This is a genomic window from Paenibacillus sp. 2KB_20 (assembly GCF_052115765.1).
Classification (GTDB): domain Bacteria; phylum Bacillota; class Bacilli; order Paenibacillales; family Paenibacillaceae; genus Paenibacillus_AQ.
This window is the reverse complement of sequence record NZ_JBFRHH010000018.1, coordinates 84,105-101,207: the sequence shown is the minus strand read 5'-3', so window position 1 is coordinate 101,207 and position 17,103 is coordinate 84,105. Positions and strand designations below refer to the sequence as shown.

Annotated in this window: 12 protein-coding genes and 1 pseudogene; all 13 read left to right on the top strand. The window is 48.4% G+C overall.

What is annotated here, in order from left to right; all coding sequences use genetic code 11:
- The first annotated feature begins 333 nt into the window (after positions 1 to 333).
- The 13 genes and pseudogenes from treC (at position 334) to AB4124_RS30590 (ending at position 17,102) form a co-directional block, all read left to right on the top strand.
- On the top strand, positions 334 to 2,049 hold the full coding sequence (treC, locus tag AB4124_RS30650) for an alpha,alpha-phosphotrehalase (protein WP_441975177.1): 1,716 nt from the start codon (positions 334 to 336) through the stop codon (positions 2,047 to 2,049).
- Positions 2,050 to 2,075: 26 nt separating this feature from the next.
- Complete coding sequence (gene treP, locus AB4124_RS30645; protein ID WP_441975176.1) at positions 2,076 to 4,106, top strand: PTS system trehalose-specific EIIBC component; 2,031 nt, start codon at positions 2,076 to 2,078, stop codon at positions 4,104 to 4,106.
- Positions 4,107 to 4,169: 63 nt separating this feature from the next.
- Positions 4,170 to 4,907, top strand: coding sequence for a trehalose operon repressor (treR, locus tag AB4124_RS30640; protein ID WP_009592969.1), 738 nt, complete (start codon positions 4,170 to 4,172; stop codon positions 4,905 to 4,907).
- A gap of 179 nt (positions 4,908 to 5,086) precedes the next feature.
- Positions 5,087 to 5,870 (top strand): annotated as a pseudogene (locus AB4124_RS30635) (SDR family NAD(P)-dependent oxidoreductase).
- Between the two features lie 35 nt (positions 5,871 to 5,905).
- On the top strand, positions 5,906 to 6,883 hold the full coding sequence (locus tag AB4124_RS30630; protein ID WP_441975175.1) for an N-acetylglucosamine kinase: 978 nt from the start codon (positions 5,906 to 5,908) through the stop codon (positions 6,881 to 6,883).
- 498 nt (positions 6,884 to 7,381) lie between these two features.
- Positions 7,382 to 8,371, top strand: coding sequence for an ABC transporter ATP-binding protein (locus tag AB4124_RS30625; protein WP_430107383.1), 990 nt, complete (start codon positions 7,382 to 7,384; stop codon positions 8,369 to 8,371).
- Positions 8,368 to 9,366, top strand: a complete 999-nt coding sequence (locus AB4124_RS30620; protein ID WP_441975174.1) for an ABC transporter ATP-binding protein — start codon at positions 8,368 to 8,370, stop codon at positions 9,364 to 9,366. Before AB4124_RS30625 ends, AB4124_RS30620 begins: the two co-directional genes overlap by 4 nt.
- A gap of 129 nt (positions 9,367 to 9,495) precedes the next feature.
- Complete coding sequence (locus AB4124_RS30615) at positions 9,496 to 11,160, top strand: ABC transporter substrate-binding protein (protein WP_076323259.1); 1,665 nt, start codon at positions 9,496 to 9,498, stop codon at positions 11,158 to 11,160.
- Between the two features lie 37 nt (positions 11,161 to 11,197).
- Positions 11,198 to 12,202, top strand: coding sequence for an ABC transporter permease (locus AB4124_RS30610; RefSeq protein WP_430107389.1), 1,005 nt, complete (start codon positions 11,198 to 11,200; stop codon positions 12,200 to 12,202).
- Positions 12,203 to 12,214: 12 nt separating this feature from the next.
- Positions 12,215 to 13,111: a nickel transporter permease gene (nikC, locus tag AB4124_RS30605; RefSeq protein WP_441975173.1), complete on the top strand. Its 897-nt coding sequence runs from the start codon at positions 12,215 to 12,217 to the stop codon at positions 13,109 to 13,111.
- A gap of 447 nt (positions 13,112 to 13,558) precedes the next feature.
- Positions 13,559 to 14,641: a Gfo/Idh/MocA family protein gene (locus AB4124_RS30600; protein ID WP_441975172.1), complete on the top strand. Its 1,083-nt coding sequence runs from the start codon at positions 13,559 to 13,561 to the stop codon at positions 14,639 to 14,641.
- Positions 14,642 to 14,805: 164 nt separating this feature from the next.
- The gene (locus tag AB4124_RS30595) at positions 14,806 to 15,321 is read left to right on the top strand and encodes a DUF3189 family protein (protein WP_430107393.1); all 516 of its coding nucleotides are present in this window, start codon (positions 14,806 to 14,808) and stop codon (positions 15,319 to 15,321) included.
- A 185-nt stretch (positions 15,322 to 15,506) separates the two neighbouring features.
- Positions 15,507 to 17,102 carry a spore germination protein gene (locus AB4124_RS30590; protein ID WP_430200936.1) on the top strand — a complete coding sequence of 532 codons (1,596 nt, stop codon included), beginning with the start codon at positions 15,507 to 15,509 and terminating at the stop codon, positions 17,100 to 17,102.
- Position 17,103 lies beyond the last annotated feature (1 nt).

The window sequence follows — 17,103 nt, the reverse complement described above, 5'->3', positions numbered from 1 at the left end:
AACCGTACAAAACATGAAGAAGATAGCGATCCACCTGGATCGCCTGGAAAACAGGGGGTAATCCCCCATTTTCCCTGTTGAAGTGACCACTTAAAAAGGGAGAAACCCTGTACTTTGAAAAAAGCACAGGGTTTCTCGACAATCTGAAGACTCCTTGAAGGAGTCTTTTTTATGTGATATCAGAAGAATATTCCAATTAATTTGTTATTTTTGTAGTCGAAACGTCCGGGAAGTGGGTATTAATTGTTAAACGGTTGACAACCTGTATATACATGTATATGATTTTCCTATATGCAACCTGTATATACAAGATGACGAGGAGGACCCAGTTACATGCAGAACCCAGGAACCCAATCTCAAGATTGGTGGAGAACTTCGACGGTTTATCAGGTTTACCCAAAGAGCTTCAACGATACGACCGGCCGGGGTACCGGCGATATACGCGGGCTCATGGAAAAGCTTGATTATATAAAGGGACTTGGCATCGACATTGTGTGGCTCCAGCCGGTGTATGTTTCTCCGCAAAATGATAACGGTTACGATGTCGCGGATTATTGTAGCATAGATCCTGCATACGGGACGATGGACGATTTCGATGAACTTATTGCCGAATTAAAAAAGAGAGACATGCATTTGATGATCGACATCGTCGTGAATCATTCTTCGACCGAGCATCGATGGTTTAAAGAAGCCGTTTCCTCACGCGATAACCCGTATCGCGACTATTACATCTGGCGGGATCCCGCAGAAGACGGCGGCCCGCCGAATAACTGGCAATCCAAGTTTGGAGGCCCGGCGTGGCAGTATGACGAGGGGACAGGGCAATATTACTTGACATTGTTTGACAAGACGCAGGCCGATCTGAATTGGGAGAACGAGAAGGTCCGGGCGGAGGTTGTTGACATTCTCACGTTCTGGGCGGACAAGGGCGTCAGCGGATTCCGGATGGATGTTATCAATCTCATATCGAAGGATCCCGCTTATCCCGATGATGACGGTTCCGTGGCGCCGGGCGACGGACGCAGGTTTTATACGGACGGACCGAGAGTGCACGAATACATTAAGGAATTGAACGAAAAAGTGTTCAAGCCTTATAATCTCGTCACGGTGGGTGAGATGTCCTCCACCACCCTGGAGCATTGTGTTCGTTACTCGAACCCGCAGGAGAACGAATTCTCCATGACGTTCAACTTCCATCATTTGAAGGTAGACTATCCCAACGGGCAAAAATGGGAGCTGAAGCCTTATGATTTCGAGGAGTTGAAAAGAGTGCTCTCCGATTGGCAAATCGGCATGCAGAAGGGGGGCGGCTGGAATGCCCTGTTCTGGAACAACCATGATCAGCCGCGCGCGCTGACCCGGTTCACCAATGATGGTGAATTCCGCACGGAAAGTGCAAAAATGCTGGCTACGACGCTGCACGGATTGCAAGGCACGCCATATGTATATCAAGGCGAAGAGATTGGGATGCCTGATCCGAACTGGAATGATATATCCGAGTTCCGGGACATTGAATCCTTAAACATGTATGCCATTCTCCAGGAACAGGGTAAAACGCCGGAGGAGGCTGCCCACATCGTCAAGGTACGCTCGCGAGATAACTCCAGATTGCCTATGCTGTGGAATGACAGCGATCTAGCCGGCTTTACGACGGGGACGCCTTGGATCAAGATCGATGAGCGGTATCCGCTGATCAATGCGCAATCTGAAGTGGAAGATCCGCATTCGATCTATCATCATTATCGGAAGCTGATTGAAATGCGAAAGAACATTCCGGTGATGACGGACGGTGAATATGTTCGCCTGGATGAAGGCCATCCCGAAATCTATGCGTATGCCAGAAAGAACAAGGAGCAGACGCTTGTTGTGATTTCCAATTTCAGTGATCGCGACGTATCGTTCGAACTTCCTGAGAAGAAGATAGTGAATCTGACAGAAATCCGATGGGCTCAGCTGCTAATCGGCAACACAACGGAAGAACCCGAACTTACTCCAACGGTTGCACTTCGACCGTATGCATCCTATATGTGGCTTATCCATAACAACTAAATTCATAATGTCAGGAGCGAAGAGCTATGGCCCTTGATCGCAAAAACGTGGAGCGCATTGTCGAGGCAGTCGGTGGAAAAGACAATATCGAAGCCGCTACGCATTGCGTAACCCGTTTAAGATTTGCCCTTGTGGACGACAGCAAGGTGGATTCCAAAGCCCTAGATGAGAACGATTTGGTGAAGGGGCAATTCTCGTCCCAGGGACAGTTTCAGGTTGTGATCGGACCGGGTCTTGTTGACCAGGTTTACAATGAAATGATGGATATCACCGGCGGTGCGAGAGTATCGAAGGATGAAGTGAAGAACATTGCGAGCAAAAAGCAAAATCCGCTTCAGCGTGCAATTAAAACGCTTGCGGATATTTTCATACCGATTCTGCCGGCGATCGTCATGGCAGGTTTATTATTAGGGATTAACAATCTGCTAACGGGACCGGGCATATTCTATGAAGGACAATCATTGATTCAGGTCCATCCCGAATGGGCGGACGTAGCCTCGATCATCAATCTGATTGCAAGCACCGCCTTTACGTTCCTGCCCGTCCTGATCGGATGGTCGGCAGTAAGACAGTTTGGTGGCAACCCGCTGCTTGGGATTGTACTAGGCCTAATCCTGGTAAATCCGGATCTGCTTAGCGCTTATCAATATGCAGATGCCAAGCTGGAAGGCACGGTTCCCGTCTGGAATCTGTTCGGCTTTGAAATGGAGAAAATCGGTTATCAAGGCCAGGTGCTGCCTGTTCTTGTCTCCGCTTATATTTTGGCCAAAATCGAGAAGTTTCTGAACAAACGGGTGCATGATTCCATTAAGCTGCTTGTCGTGGCGCCAGTAGCTCTGCTCGTGACCGGGTTCCTTGCATTCATTCTGGTGGGACCAATCACGTTTTCCATCGGTAACGTCCTCACTTCAGGTCTTGTCAGCATTTTTGATTCCTTTGCAGCCTTGGGTGGCCTGATCTACGGCGGACTGTATGCACTCCTTGTCATTACGGGGATGCATCATACGTTCCTTGCGGTGGACATTCAGCTCATCGGTAGTGAAGGGGGAACGTTCTTGTGGCCGATGCTGGCGTTATCTAATATTGCGCAAGGGGCCGCAGCGCTAGCCATGATGTTTATCATGAAGGAACAGAAGGCCAAAGGACTTGCCGTTACATCTTCCATCTCTGCCTTCTTGGGGGTAACGGAGCCAGCCATCTTCGGGGTCAACATTCGTTATAAGTATCCGTTTATCTTCGGTATGATTGGATCCGGGATTGCCGGCGTGCTTCTGGCCGTGAACAACGTTCTGGCTTCGTCGATCGGCGTGGGGGGCATTCCGGGATTCCTGTCCATATTCCCTAACCAGTGGGGCGTCTTTTTCATCGGCATGGCGATTGTACTGGTCATTCCGTTCACGGGGACATTGCTTTTCGGGCGTTACCAGTTGTCCAAGCAGTCTCGATATGCAACGGAAGGGAATGCTGCTGGCATAGATGGAAGAGCCGAAACTGTTAAAACGGAATCGAACAGCAGTCTTCAATCCGAGTCGTTCGCGTCGAGGGAAACGGCAAACAGTCTAACCATGGAAGCGGCGCAACAAGACGCAGTAGAGGTCATGGCACCGATCAAAGGGAAAGTGGTTCCGCTGTCAGAGGTACCGGACCCTGCCTTCGCCGATAAACAAATGGGCCAGGGTATTGCCATCATCCCGTCCGAAGGTAAAGTGTATGCTCCGTTTGACGGCCAAGTCGCCCATCTCATCAAGAAGAGCAAACATGCGATTATTTTGACGGATACGAACGGAATTCAGATCCTGATTCACGTCGGAATCAACACCGTTTCGTTAAAAGGCGAAGGATTCACGGCACATGTGGAAACGGGTGCGGAGATAAGGAAAGGGCAGTTGCTGCTTGAATTCGATATCGATCGTATTCAGCAAGCCGGATTGCCGGTCATTACGCCGGTCATTATTCCGGATGGGCAAGATCACATTCAGAACGTCACGGAGTTTGAAGGCGAGGCGCTTCCTGGCGAAACGCGAGTGCTTCAGGTGACTCTCGGTAATGGAAGCTGATAGGTTCCTATGTAACATGTATTGGCTGCTGGAAAATGGTACAATAACTGATGGTGATAAAGGATGACGAACAACATTTATTGGACGCTGTATAAAGACTATGCCGACCAAATCGAAACCGGCGCTTTGCAGCCTGGCAGCAAGCTGCCCTCGGAGAACGAGCTTGCGGCAACCTATCAAATTACAAGGGAAACGGTCCGCAAGGGACTGAATTTACTCGCCCAAAACGGCTATATTCATAAGGTTAAGGGCAAAGGTTCGTTTGTGCTGGATACCGGAAGAATGAATTTCCCGGTTACGGGGCTTGTCAGTTATAAGGAAATGGCGGAGCGGATTGGCCGGAAGAGCCGTACGATTGTGTATGAAACGGAATGCGTTCCGGCCGGGGACGCCATCGCGAAGGAGCTGCAAACCCGTCCGGACCGGCTTGTGTGGAAAGTGATCCGATCCAGGGAAATTGAAGGGGAGCGCATCATCCTCGATGTGGATTATTTGCTTGCCGACATCGTTACGGGTTTAACGAGAGAAATTACGGGCGATTCCATCTATCAATACTTGGAGCAGGAGCTCCATCTAAAGATCAGTTACTCGAAAAAAATCATCTCCGTGGAACGAGCTACGACGATGGACCAGTCCTATATGGATCTTGGAAGCGATACCCATGTCGTCGTGGTCCGAGGTTACGTCCACTTGGAAGATACCACGCTTTTTCAGTACACGGAATCAAGACATCGATTGGATAAATTTCAGTTTGTGGATTTTGCAAGAAGGGAATCCAATCATGATTTTGGAGACAAATAGAAGTGAAGTTAGCCGCGAGCTTATCGCGGCTTTTTTTATTGGCTTTCCATGTCGCTCATTTACAAAGGTAGTGCAGATCAGCAGCGTATTAGATGGAACAAAGAGGAAAACTCCTAATTGATGTTGAAGCTATCTAATGGCAAAAATTCGAGCAATCCAGATAAAGGAGCTGATGGATCATGGAGTTGGGACTCAATGGAAAGGTCGCGTTGATTACCGGGGGGAGCAGGGGGATTGGTCTTGAATCCGCCGTTACGTTTGCGTTGGAAGGGGCTAAAGTTGCCATATGTGCAAGAGATGAGGAGCAGTTAATGGCTGCTGCTGATCATATCAGGCATCTATCGAAATCCGAAGCGTTAACCATCGCAGCGGATGTTACGAAACCTGAGGATTGCATACGAGCTGTAACCGAAACCGTCAGTCGCTACGGACGGCTCGATATCCTGGTGAACAATGCCGGAACCGCTGCTGCGAAGCCATTTGAGCTGATCGATGAACGAACAATGGGCATCTGATCTGGATCTCAAGCTGTTTGGTGCGATTCGATTTGCACGTGCAGCCGTCCATCATATGCGGGAGTCCGGCGGAGGTGCGATTATTAATGTAACCACATCCTGGGCCAAGACACCGCCTGCTGCGTCCATGCCCAGCAGCGTCAGCCGTGCAGCGGGGCAAGCCATGACCAAGGCCATGAGTAGCGATCTGGCACCTGACCATATCAGAGTAAACACCGTGTGTATCGGAATGATCCGCAGCGCACAGCTTGAAGAGCGATGGAAACGGGAAGAACCCGAACTGACATGGGAACAGTACGCCAGGGACAAGCGGCACAATATTCCGCTAGGACGTATTGGAAACACAGAAGAAGCGGCAAAAGTTATCGTATTTATGGCATCCGATGCTGCCTCATATGTTACTGGAACTTCCATCAATATTGATGGAGGGTCAGCTCCGGCTTTATAAGCCGTTAGCAATGAAAAACCCGGGAGGTTTTGGATATGAAGCATGAAGTTGTGATTGGAATTGATGGAGGCGGGTCGCAAACGCGCGTCATGGTCAGCGATTTGAATGGAAATGTTCTCTCCTATGCCGTTGGCGGAGCCTCCTCGATCCATAAAGACAGCCATGCGCACGAGAATGTTCAACAAACCATACGATCGTCACTTGCCCTGGCGAGCTGCGGCGTAGATCAAGTCAAGGGTCTATATGCGGGAATAGCGGGTTACGAGTCGGATCAAGACATGGAGTGGGTAACTCGTTTAACCGCTATTGAAGGACTCGATTGTCCGAAATGGTACGTGAACGATTCTCTTGTCGCGCATGCAGGTGCATTCATGGGCAATCCAGGAATCGTTGTTGTGTCGGGGACGGGGTCCATGATTCTGGGAATAACCGAACAAGAGATTCCTATTAGAAATGTGGATTTCCATCATTATGCCGCCAGCGCTGCGAGATTTCTGTCTTATGATGCTGTGTATCAAATATTGGCCGGGAAAATCCATCCATCCGATGAATCGTTGGTCCGCGAAATTCAATCCTTTTGGGGAGTCGAAAATAGGGATCAACTTCGAATGTTGGCGTCTTTGGGTTTTATAAAAGATCGACAAGAGCGAGACAAGAAGTTCGGGGAGATGGCTCCTCTTATCACGACTGCAGCTGAAGTCGGAAGCCGATTAGCTCGGAGCGTGTGCGATGAAGCCATGAAGCAAATCATGGTAGGTGTTGAGATTCTAGGTTCATTCTTTGAGTCAGATCATGTATCGGTAACGGGGATCGGCAGTGTCATAAACTGCGCTTATATGAAATCAAAACTAATGAGCAGCTTGCAATCGGGCATAAACAAACATTACGAATACCGGAACCCCCAATTATCGGCCGCTGCCGGCGCTGTGCTTATGGCACTTCGGAGTTTGGGGTTGCAGGTTGATTCCCATAGGGTTGAATCCATGCGCAGGCACCCCAATGCTACATGGTAGAGTATCTTTGAATGACTAAAAGTATTTGATCTCTGATCAAATACTTTTTTTATTTCTCACTGGAATACAGGATATGATCTAAATTGATTAATTAAATCCATGTTCACCAAATGAATTCACTAGTATCATGACGCTTGGTTGTTAGCTTTTAGTTCATTAGTTGTTATATATCATGGAATTAATCTAAATAAACCCTAAACATAACATAGTAAAAATAGAAAATATTTCTTGTCTAACCCGAAAAAATGATGTAAAGTAACATATCAAACAAGCTATATTTAGTTTTGTGTCAGAAATTTTGACATATTAATTGACCGCAGATCAATTAATATGTTGATTTCAGTCGAAAGGTTAAAGGCTGTGGTTAGATAAGTCGAATCGACTGGAACAACTCACTCAAAGTTTCATAGGATTGTCTTCTGTATTAGGTGCTTCCATGCATGTCTTATCTATCGGAGGGCTGCTAAATCTATCTTTTTACAGAAAAGAGGCTGTGATATGAGTCAACCCATTTTGCAGATTCAAGATTTGCACACACACTTTTTTACAGACCGAGGTGAAATTCCCGCTGTCGATGGTGTGAGCCTTTATGTTAGACCTGGAGAAGTGCTTGGCGTCGTTGGTGAATCTGGCTGTGGCAAAAGCGTGACATCGCTGTCGGTTTTGAAACTGATTCCACAGCCTCCAGGCAAAATTACCGGTGGTTCGATCTTATTCAAGGGACAGGATATCGTCCCGTTAAAAGAACGCGAGTTGCGTCAGATTCGGGGAAATGCGATCTCCATGATTTTTCAGGAGCCGATGACGTCGCTAAATCCGCTATTTACCGTGGGCCAGCAAATCGGGGAAACGGTCCGCCTGCACCGGGGGGTTAGTAAGAAAAACGCGAGGGTACATACTGTGGAAATGCTGAGAAAGGTTGGCATCGCTAGGCCAGAGTCCATCATTGATGAGTACCCCCATCAGTTGTCGGGAGGAATGCGTCAGCGGGTCATGATCGCGATGGCGATTTCCTGTAATCCGGAACTGCTTATCGCCGATGAACCGACGACCGCATTGGATGTAACGATCCAGGCTCAGATTCTCGATCTGATCCGATGCTTGAATGAGGAGTATAAAACAGCGGTCATGTTGATCACGCATGATCTTGGCGTCGTCGCAGAAATGTGTCATCGCGTTACAGTCATGTACGCTGGGAAGGTTGTAGAGGAAGGCAGTGTGCACGATATATTCAAAAAACCGCTCCATCCCTATACCCGGGGCCTTATCAAGTCGGTTCCGCGAATGAAAGAGCAGCGCAGACGGCTGTTCTCCATACCAGGCAATGTGCCGATATTGAATACCCGGATGAAGGGCTGCCGCTTTGCCGAGCGATGCTCGGATGTCATGCCGCTGTGTCTCGAACAGCTTCCTGAACTGAAAGAATACGAAGCGGCACACAGCTGCCGATGCTGGCTGCATGAAACTCCGAAGGAGGAAGTCATATGAGTGAAACATTGCTGCAGGTGGAGCATCTGAAAAAGTACTATTCCTTGGGAAAGCGGTGGTTCGGAAAATCCGAGCAGCAAGTGATCAAAGCAGTCGATGACGTTTCCTTTTCCGTGTTGAAAGGAGAGACGTTTGGTTTGGTGGGGGAGAGCGGATGCGGTAAATCGACAGCAGGCCGTTCGATCCTGCGGCTGATCGAACCGACGGCCGGCAGGGTCCAGTTTAATGGACAGGATCTTACTTCATTATCTCCCAAAGAGCTTCGCTTACAACGCAAAGATATGCAAATCGTCTTTCAGGACCCATTTTCTTCCCTGAACCCACGGCATACCGTCCAGCGGATATTGGAGGAACCGCTCATCGTGCATGGAGTAGGGAACGCAAAAGAACGGAGTAACCTTATCAGTCGCTTGATCGAAGTCGTCGGTTTGTCGCACAGCCATCTCCAGCGTTACCCGCACCAATTCTCGGGCGGTCAGCGGCAGCGGATCGGCATCGCCAGGGCCTTGTCGCTGCAGCCGAAGCTGATCGTTGCGGATGAACCCGTGTCGGCACTCGATGTGTCCATTCAGTCGCAGGTTATCAATTTGCTGCAGGATCTGCAGGAGGAGTTTGGACTTACCTATATTTTTATCGCACATGATCTAAGCGTGGTGAAGCATATTTGCGATCGTATCGCCGTTATGTATCTTGGCCGAATCGTGGAGATTTCCGAGAAGAACAGGCTTTACGAAACACCGCAGCACCCATATACGAAAGCGCTTTTTTCTGCAGTCCCTGAGCCTGACCCCGATATCAAAACCGAGAGGATTATTTTGCAGGGTGAAGTGCCGAGTCCGGCAAACGCGCCGGTCGGCTGCGCTTTTCACACCCGTTGTCCGATGGTGATGGATATTTGCCAAACGTTGCGCCCCGAGCTTACGGAAACGGAGCCTGGCCATCTGACGGCCTGCCATTTGTTCACAGGATCGGATGCTACCGGAAGAGCCGTGTAATTCGACCGACTGGTACCCATTAACTTACAATTGTTGCAGCACTTTTCTTCTTTCTGGTTTATAGCCGGGACAAGTCGTCCGGGCCTTATATAAACAAAGATACTTTTGTAATAAGAAGGGAGCCACAATATGAGAGTGAAAAGTTGGAGCAGTGTCGTTTTGGCATTGATGTTGTGCGGCGTTGTTATCCTTGCCGGATGCAGCGGAAGTAAGGGCAGCAGCAATAACGGTGCAACAGGAACGGATACGGGGGGGAAAACAGAAACGGCAAACCCGCCACAGTCCACACAGGATACATTAATTGTCGGGCGGGGTGGCGATTCCGCATCCCTGGATCCCGCAATCGTTACAGACGGCGAATCTCTTAAAATCACGCATCAGGTGTTTGACTCTTTGCTGGAATATAAGGAAGGAACGACCGAAGTTCAAGGCTCACTAGCCGAGAGCTGGACGGTTTCCGAAGACGGCCTGAAGTACACCTTCAAGCTTCGTCAAGGCGTGAAATTCCATGACGGAACCGATTTTAACGCCGATGCCGTCGTCTTTAACTTTACCCGCTGGTCGGATCCAAAAAGTGAGTACAAATTTGAGGGTGACTCTTTCGACTACTACGACTCCATGTTCGGCCCCGACGGAAAACGCATCATCAAAGAAGCGAAAGCAGTCGATACGAATACCGTTGAATTTACGCTGACTCAACCGCAAGCACCGTTTCTGCAAAATCTGGCGATGACCTCCTTCGGCATAGCCAGCCCTGCGGCCATTCAAGAGAAGAAGGAGAACTTCAAAAACGAACCGGTTGGCACCGGACCTTTTGTCTTTAAGGAATGGAAGCGCAACGATTCAATTACTCTGGAGAAAAATCCAAGCTATTGGAGAGAAGGGCTTCCAAAATTAAACAGAGTGATTGTACGCTCTATTCCCGACAACTCTGCACGCTTCAATGCGCTGCAAAGCGGGGAAATCGATCTGATGGAAGATTTGAGCCCGGATGACTTGGCTACGCTCGAAGGCAATCCGAATCTGCAAAAAATCGAACGCCCTTCTAATAATGTAGGTTATATCGGCTTCAATCTTAAGCAAAAACCCTTTGATGACGTAAAAGTAAGGCAGGCATTAAGCCATGCCGTCAACAAACAGGCGATTATTGAGGCCTTCTTCGCTGGTCAAGCCATCCCGGCTGTAAATCCATTGCCGCCTTCCCTGTGGGGGTATAACGACAGCATTCAGGATTATGAATACGATTTAGAAAAGGCGAAGCAGTTACTGGCCGAAGCGGGGTACCCGAACGGTTTGCCTGATGAGTACACGTTCTATGCCATGCCGGTTCCCCGTCCGTACATGCCGGATGGCAAAAAGGTAGCCGAGGTCATTCAAGCCGATTTCGAGAAAATTGGGGTAAAGGTCAAGATCGAATCTCCAGAATGGGCTACTTATCTGGACGATGCAAAAGCCGGGGAGAAAGACGACATCTTTATGCTCGGCTGGACGGGCGATAACGGCGACCCGGATAACTTTCTGTACACGCTGCTTGATAAAGACGCCATTCCGTCTAACAACTACAGCTATTATGCCAATGATAAGCTGCACGAGATTTTGATTGCCGCTCAAAAAGAAACCGAACAGTCCAAACGAGAAGAGCTGTATAAACAAGCACAAGACATCATAAAAGTCGATGCTCCGTGGGTTCCGCTTGTGCATACGACACCTCTCCTGGCGGCCAAAGCAAATGTGAAGGGATACGTACCGGCACCAACCGGCACAGAGTATTACTATAACGTCTACTTTGAATAACGGGTTGTACCACATTGTCTTTGGCAGGTGAATTATTTTGAAATCCTATATTTTAAAGCGATTATTCATCATGGTTCCTGTTTTGATCGGTATGACGATGATTGTATTTTCCATTATTCATGCAATCCCTGGTGACCCGGCGGAAACCATTCTGGGACAAAAGGCGACGGAACAGTCCAAGGAAGCTCTCCGTGAACAATTGGGACTTCATAATCCGTGGTACCAGCAATATTTCACGTACATCGGAGATTTGCTCCAAGGTGATCTTGGACAATCCATCCGTACCAAGGTGCCGATTGCCGAGGAAATCACCCCTTACTTGGCAGCGACTGCCGAGTTGACGTTTGCCGCTATGGCGTTTGCCATTATTTTCGGCGTTAATGCCGGAATTATAAGCGCCTGGAAACAAAACTCATGGTTTGATTACATTAGTATGCTGGTTGCGCTCATCGGAGTATCGATGCCCATCTTTTGGCTTGGGTTAATGGAACAATGGATTTTCTCTCTCGAGCTGCAATGGTTGCCTTCGATCGGTCGGATGAATCAACGGGATCCGGTTGAAGCCGTTACGAATTTATATTTGCTTGATAGCATTCTCGCCGGACGATTCGATCAATTGTGGACGGTGATCAAACACCTGATCCTGCCAAGCGTGGCGTTGGGTACGATTCCAATGGCGGTCATCGCCAGAATGACGCGTTCGAGCATGCTGGAGGTCATGAATTCCGATTATGTCCGCACAGCAAAAGCCAAAGGGCTGTCCCAATTTTTTGTCGTCTACAAGCATGCACTTAAAAATGCGTTTATTCCGGTGCTTACCGTCATCGGTTTACAAACCGGGGCGCTGTTGGGAGGAGCTGTATTGACGGAGACGATTTTTGCCTGGCCAGGCGTAGGACGGTACATTTATGAAGCGATTAGCTCACGCGATTACCCGGTGATTCAATCCGGCATTCTGATCATCGCTTTTATATTCGTTTTCATTAATCTAATTGTGGATTTGCTGTATGCAGCAGTGGATCCACGCATTCGCTACCGGTAAGGAGGGGTGACCATGCCACAGATTACGGCGCACACTAGCGACAGCCCTGCCGTCTCCATCGAGAAGGTTTCCGAACCTTGGAAGGATGCGTGGGGAGCTTTCCGCAAGAATAAAATGGCGATGCTCGGACTGTTCATGATTGTAGCCTTTATTGTTATTGCACTGGTTGCGCCGCTTATTGCACCCTATGATTATAAAGCCCAAGAGCTGACCGATCGGTTAAAGCCCCCATCTGTGGAGCATTGGTTCGGGACAGATGATCTGGGGCGTGACATACTCAGCCGGGTGCTGCACGGAGCTCGTATTTCATTGTGGGTCGGTACTTTTTCCGTGATTGGCTCCATCATCCTGGGAACGTTTTTTGGATTACTCGCGGGTTTTTACGGGAAATGGATGGATATGTTGATCTCGCGTATTTTCGATATTTTGTTGGCGTTTCCGAGTATCCTGCTGGCAATTGCGATTGTAGCCATACTGGGGCCCTCGCTGCAAAATGCGCTATACGCGATCGCGATAGTCAACATACCGACCTATGGCCGATTGGTTCGGGCCAAGGTGCTTAGCTTGAAGAACGAGGAATACATCACTGCTGCGCAGGCGATTGGGATGAAGAACCGCGGCATATTATGGCATCACATACTGCCAAACAGTCTGACGCCGATTATCGTGCAAGGCACGCTGGGCATCGCAACAGCCATCATCGAAGCCGCAGCACTCGGGTTTCTGGGGATGGGCGCCCAGCCCCCCGCTCCGGAATGGGGGAAGATGCTGTCCGATTCGCGGCAGTTTATAGCGACGGCCCCGTGGACGGTCGTATTTCCCGGTGTCTCAATCATGCTGACGGTACTCGCCTTTAACCTGATGGGAGACGGACTGCGCGATGCATTGGATCCCCGAATGAAAAGTTAATATACCCTAAGATAAGTAGGCTGCCGGGAGACCCCCGGCAGCTTACTATGTCAATACATCTATACGGGAACGTTAAACATTCCGGCTTGTCGCATAGACCAGTACATGTTCGGGAAGTGCCGGCTCGTTTCTCCAGCATGGGAATTCCAGCTGCGTGATACGTACTTCTTTATTAAACTGCAGAGTAAATTCTCTGCGGTTCTTTGCAATTCAGATTAATGTCGTAATTTTATATATGATTTGTCGCATAGTTGGACTAAAAAAATGAGTAAGATGTGATACCTTATATGTGGATGTCATGGCAGCTAAGTTCATATCCAGAGACCCAAGAGATGTTGTGGCAGAATTACATACATATAAGCCCCCCTGCTCTTTATGGCGTTATGGATAGGCAGGACTTTATATTTGAAGTTATAAAAAATTAAGGAAAAGTGATGGTGATGATTTATGTCTAAAGTGTATCGTATTGGAATTATCGGCTGTGGCGGAATCGCAAACGGAAAGCATCTGCCGAGCTTAAGCAGATTAAACAACGTGGAGCTCGTGGCATTCTGCGATATCGTCCTAGAAAAGGCAGAAGCCGCGGCTAGCAAGTACGGTATTGAGGAAGCTGAAGTGTACGGCGACTATAAGGAGTTGCTGCAGGATCAAAGCATCGATATCATTCATGTTCTGACGCCTAATGACTCACATGCCGAGATTTCCATTGCTTCGCTTGAAGCAGGTAAACATGTTATGTGTGAAAAACCGATGGCAAAAACGGCTGCGGATGCCAAGCGGATGATGGAAACCGCGAAACGCACCGGCAAGAAATTGACAATCGGATACAATAACCGTTTCCGCGAAGACAGTCTTTACCTGAAACAAGTATGCGAAGCCGGTGAACTCGGAAATATTTATTTTGCCAAAGCTCATGCGGTACGAAGAAGAGCTGTTCCGACTTGGGGCGTATTTTTGGATGAGGAAAAACAAGGCGGTGGTCCGCTTATCGATATCGGTACGCATGCTCTCGATTTGACCCTCTGGATGATGGATAATTACAAACCGAAGATTGTTCTCGGTACCACATACCATGAGTTGTCCCGCAAGGAGAACGCGGCAAACGCTTGGGGACCATGGGATCCGGAAAAATTCACTGTCGAAGATTCCGCTTTCGGCATGATTGTGATGGAGAATGGCGCGACCATTATGCTGGAATCCAGCTGGGCGCTCAATACGCTGGATATCGATGAAGCCAAATGTACGCTGAGTGGTTCGGAAGGTGGAGCCGATATGAAGAACGGTCTTCGCATCAACGGCGAGAAGTTCAGTCGTTTGTACACAAACGAAATCGAATTGAATTCCGGCGGAGTGGCGTTCTATGACGGGAAGCAGGAGCAGGCTCCGGATGTTGAGATGAGAAGATGGATCGAGGCGATTGATCAGGATAAGGATCCTGTCGTAACCCCAGAACAAGCTTATGTTGTGTCTCGGATTTTGGAAGCTCTCTACGAATCCGCCAAACTCGGCAAAGCCGTTTACTTGGACTAAGTTTATATCCATATGATAATTCATAATGCAAAAAAAGCCCTGATGATCAGGGCTTTTTTTATTTTCGGTACATGCTTAATCTAGCAAAATATGTGATGGGGAGGAATGGATATAGATTAATGGGGAATAATAAGCTCATTACATAATGAAGGCGGGTTGATGAAATGATATTTATTTATAATGATTACGGTGGAACGCATACGACCTCACTGGCAGCAGCGTATCATCTCAATAAATTACCTACGAATCGGCAGCTTACAACCGAGGAAATTCTGGCCGTTGACTATTTCAATAAACTAAATAGGTCCGACATGGGCAAACTCGTTTTCCACGGACTGGATGAGAATGGGAATCCGGTGTACACCATTGGACGGGGCTCATCTAAGCTAGTAATTCCAGCTTTAAAAAATTTAAGCCTCATTCTTCAAGACAAATATCAGAACACGGAGCCTATTGTGTTTTCCAACACTTCGCCTACCGTTCCATTGGTCATGACGATAGGAGGATTTTTGTCCAGAGGATTAAAATTAGGTTTTCTCGGCGATCCGCTATTAGTCGCAGGTGCAAAGAAGTGCTGCGGTATTATCCGTGAACTTGTTCTGCATACCAAACAAACCGCAGCCGCGAGGTCCGGTACGGAGTCCGTAATCGTGATTGAGAACAAAAATTATTCCTCATAGTTATTCGAAGTCTATAATCCATATGAGAAGATAATCCCGGATTTCACAGGTTTATCTTCTTTTTTTTGATGAGCCAAATAGGCCTCAGCGTTTTCTGGTATAAAGAGCTGAAGTGTATGAAGTTTACAGCTGGTTTTCTTCGGTAATAATGTGGGAATAGCATCTGTGAGAGGAAGGATATTCCCATGCGGTATCGAAGAAGAAGCGGCCATTCCATCAAAAATAGAACCAAAGATACCCTACCAGCTAATACTTCGACAACAGATCCCGATGCTTTAAGTCCGGATATAAAAAGTAGTCTAAACCATATCAGAGCAGCCCTCGGAAACAGTACTGATATCGTGATCAGGGAAATTCCGCTGGATGAAGAGGAGAAACACTATATCGCTATCCTCTATACGGACGGCTTGGCCGACCAAAAGATCATTTCGGAATCCATCATGATGGTCGTAGCTGACACTGCTAAATCCCTGGTGAGGGAAGATACGGAACATCCGAAGCCTTTCGATGGGCAAAAGATATTAGAAAACATTTCCTTTATCAATAATGAGATTCAGTCCATTTATGATTATAAAAAGTTGTTCCATTCCTTATTGTCGGGGGACACCATTTTTCTGGTAGATGGATTGGACCGAGGCATCGCAGCAGGTACACGTGGATGGAAGGACCGCGGGGTCATGGAAACGTCGGCGGAAAATGTCGTCCGCGGTCCGCGCGAATCCTTTACGGAGTCGCTTCGAACGAATACGGCTTTGATTCGTCGAAAGATCAAGGATCCTCATCTGTGGATGGAAACGAAGCAGATCGGCCGAATTACGCAAACGGACGTCGCCATGATGTACATCGATGGCATTGCCAACGAGAAGATCGTCGGGGAAGTCCGAACCCGGCTTGAACGAATCGATGTGGACAGCATTTTGGAGAGCGGATATATCGAGGAATTGGTGCAGGATAAGACCTTGACTCCATTTCCAACGATTTATAATACCGAACGTCCCGATGTGGTCGCGGCCGAGCTGCTTGAAGGCAAAATCGCTATTATCGTAGATGGCACCCCATTTGTTCTGATCGTTCCGGCCCTATTTGTGTCTTTCTTGCATGCTGCGGAAGATTACTATCAGCGCGCGGATATCAGTTCATTCCTGCGGATGCTGCGCTACCTGAGCATATTCATTTCGTTGCTTGGGCCTTCCCTCTATGTAGCCATAACCACGTTTCATCACGAAATGCTGCCGACCCAGCTCCTGTTCGGGCTGGCCGGACAACGTGAGCAAATTCCGTTTCCCGCCTTCGTCGAGGCCGTCCTCATGGAGGTCACCTTCGAGATTCTGCGGGAAGCAGGCGTGCGGCTTCCTAAAAATATCGGATCCGCTATTTCCATCGTAGGAACGTTGGTCATAGGGCAAGCCGCCGTTGAAGCAGGGATCATCTCTCCCGCCATGGTCATCGTGGTTGCGATAACGGCCATTTCCAGCTTTGTCGTTCCATCTTTCAATATGTCCATTGCTTTTCGGATGCTTCGATTTCCGTTAATGGCGCTTGCCGGATCATTCGGCCTGTTCGGCATCCTTGTCGGGATTATCGCTCTTATTCTGCATTTGTGCAGCCTCCGCTCGTTCGGAATCCCGTATATGTCGCCTTTCGCGCCGTTAATTCCGGAAGGGCAAAAAGATACGATATTGCGGCTGCCACAATGGATGCTGATGAACCGCCCCCGACTGATCAATCAGAAAAACGAAAAGCGCAGAACAAGCACACCTCCCCAAAAATCGCGGGAATAGA

Bases quoted from the DNA above. Each gene is read 5' to 3' on its own strand.
- AB4124_RS30620 (WP_441975174.1), top strand. From the start codon at position 8,368: ATGAGTGAAACATTGCTGCAGGTGGAGCATCTGAAAAAGTACTATTCC.
- AB4124_RS30625 (WP_430107383.1), top strand. From the start codon at position 7,382: ATGAGTCAACCCATTTTGCAGATTCAAGATTTGCACACACACTTTTTT.
- treC (WP_441975177.1), top strand. From the start codon at position 334: ATGCAGAACCCAGGAACCCAATCTCAAGATTGGTGGAGAACTTCGACG.
- AB4124_RS30600 (WP_441975172.1), top strand. From the start codon at position 13,559: ATGTCTAAAGTGTATCGTATTGGAATTATCGGCTGTGGCGGAATCGCA.
- AB4124_RS30595 (WP_430107393.1), top strand. From the start codon at position 14,806: ATGATATTTATTTATAATGATTACGGTGGAACGCATACGACCTCACTG.
- AB4124_RS30630 (WP_441975175.1), top strand. From the start codon at position 5,906: ATGAAGCATGAAGTTGTGATTGGAATTGATGGAGGCGGGTCGCAAACG.
- treP (WP_441975176.1), top strand. From the start codon at position 2,076: ATGGCCCTTGATCGCAAAAACGTGGAGCGCATTGTCGAGGCAGTCGGT.
- AB4124_RS30615 (WP_076323259.1), top strand. From the start codon at position 9,496: ATGAGAGTGAAAAGTTGGAGCAGTGTCGTTTTGGCATTGATGTTGTGC.
- nikC (WP_441975173.1), top strand. From the start codon at position 12,215: ATGCCACAGATTACGGCGCACACTAGCGACAGCCCTGCCGTCTCCATC.
- AB4124_RS30590 (WP_430200936.1), top strand. From the start codon at position 15,507: ATGCGGTATCGAAGAAGAAGCGGCCATTCCATCAAAAATAGAACCAAA.
- treR (WP_009592969.1), top strand. From the start codon at position 4,170: ATGACGAACAACATTTATTGGACGCTGTATAAAGACTATGCCGACCAA.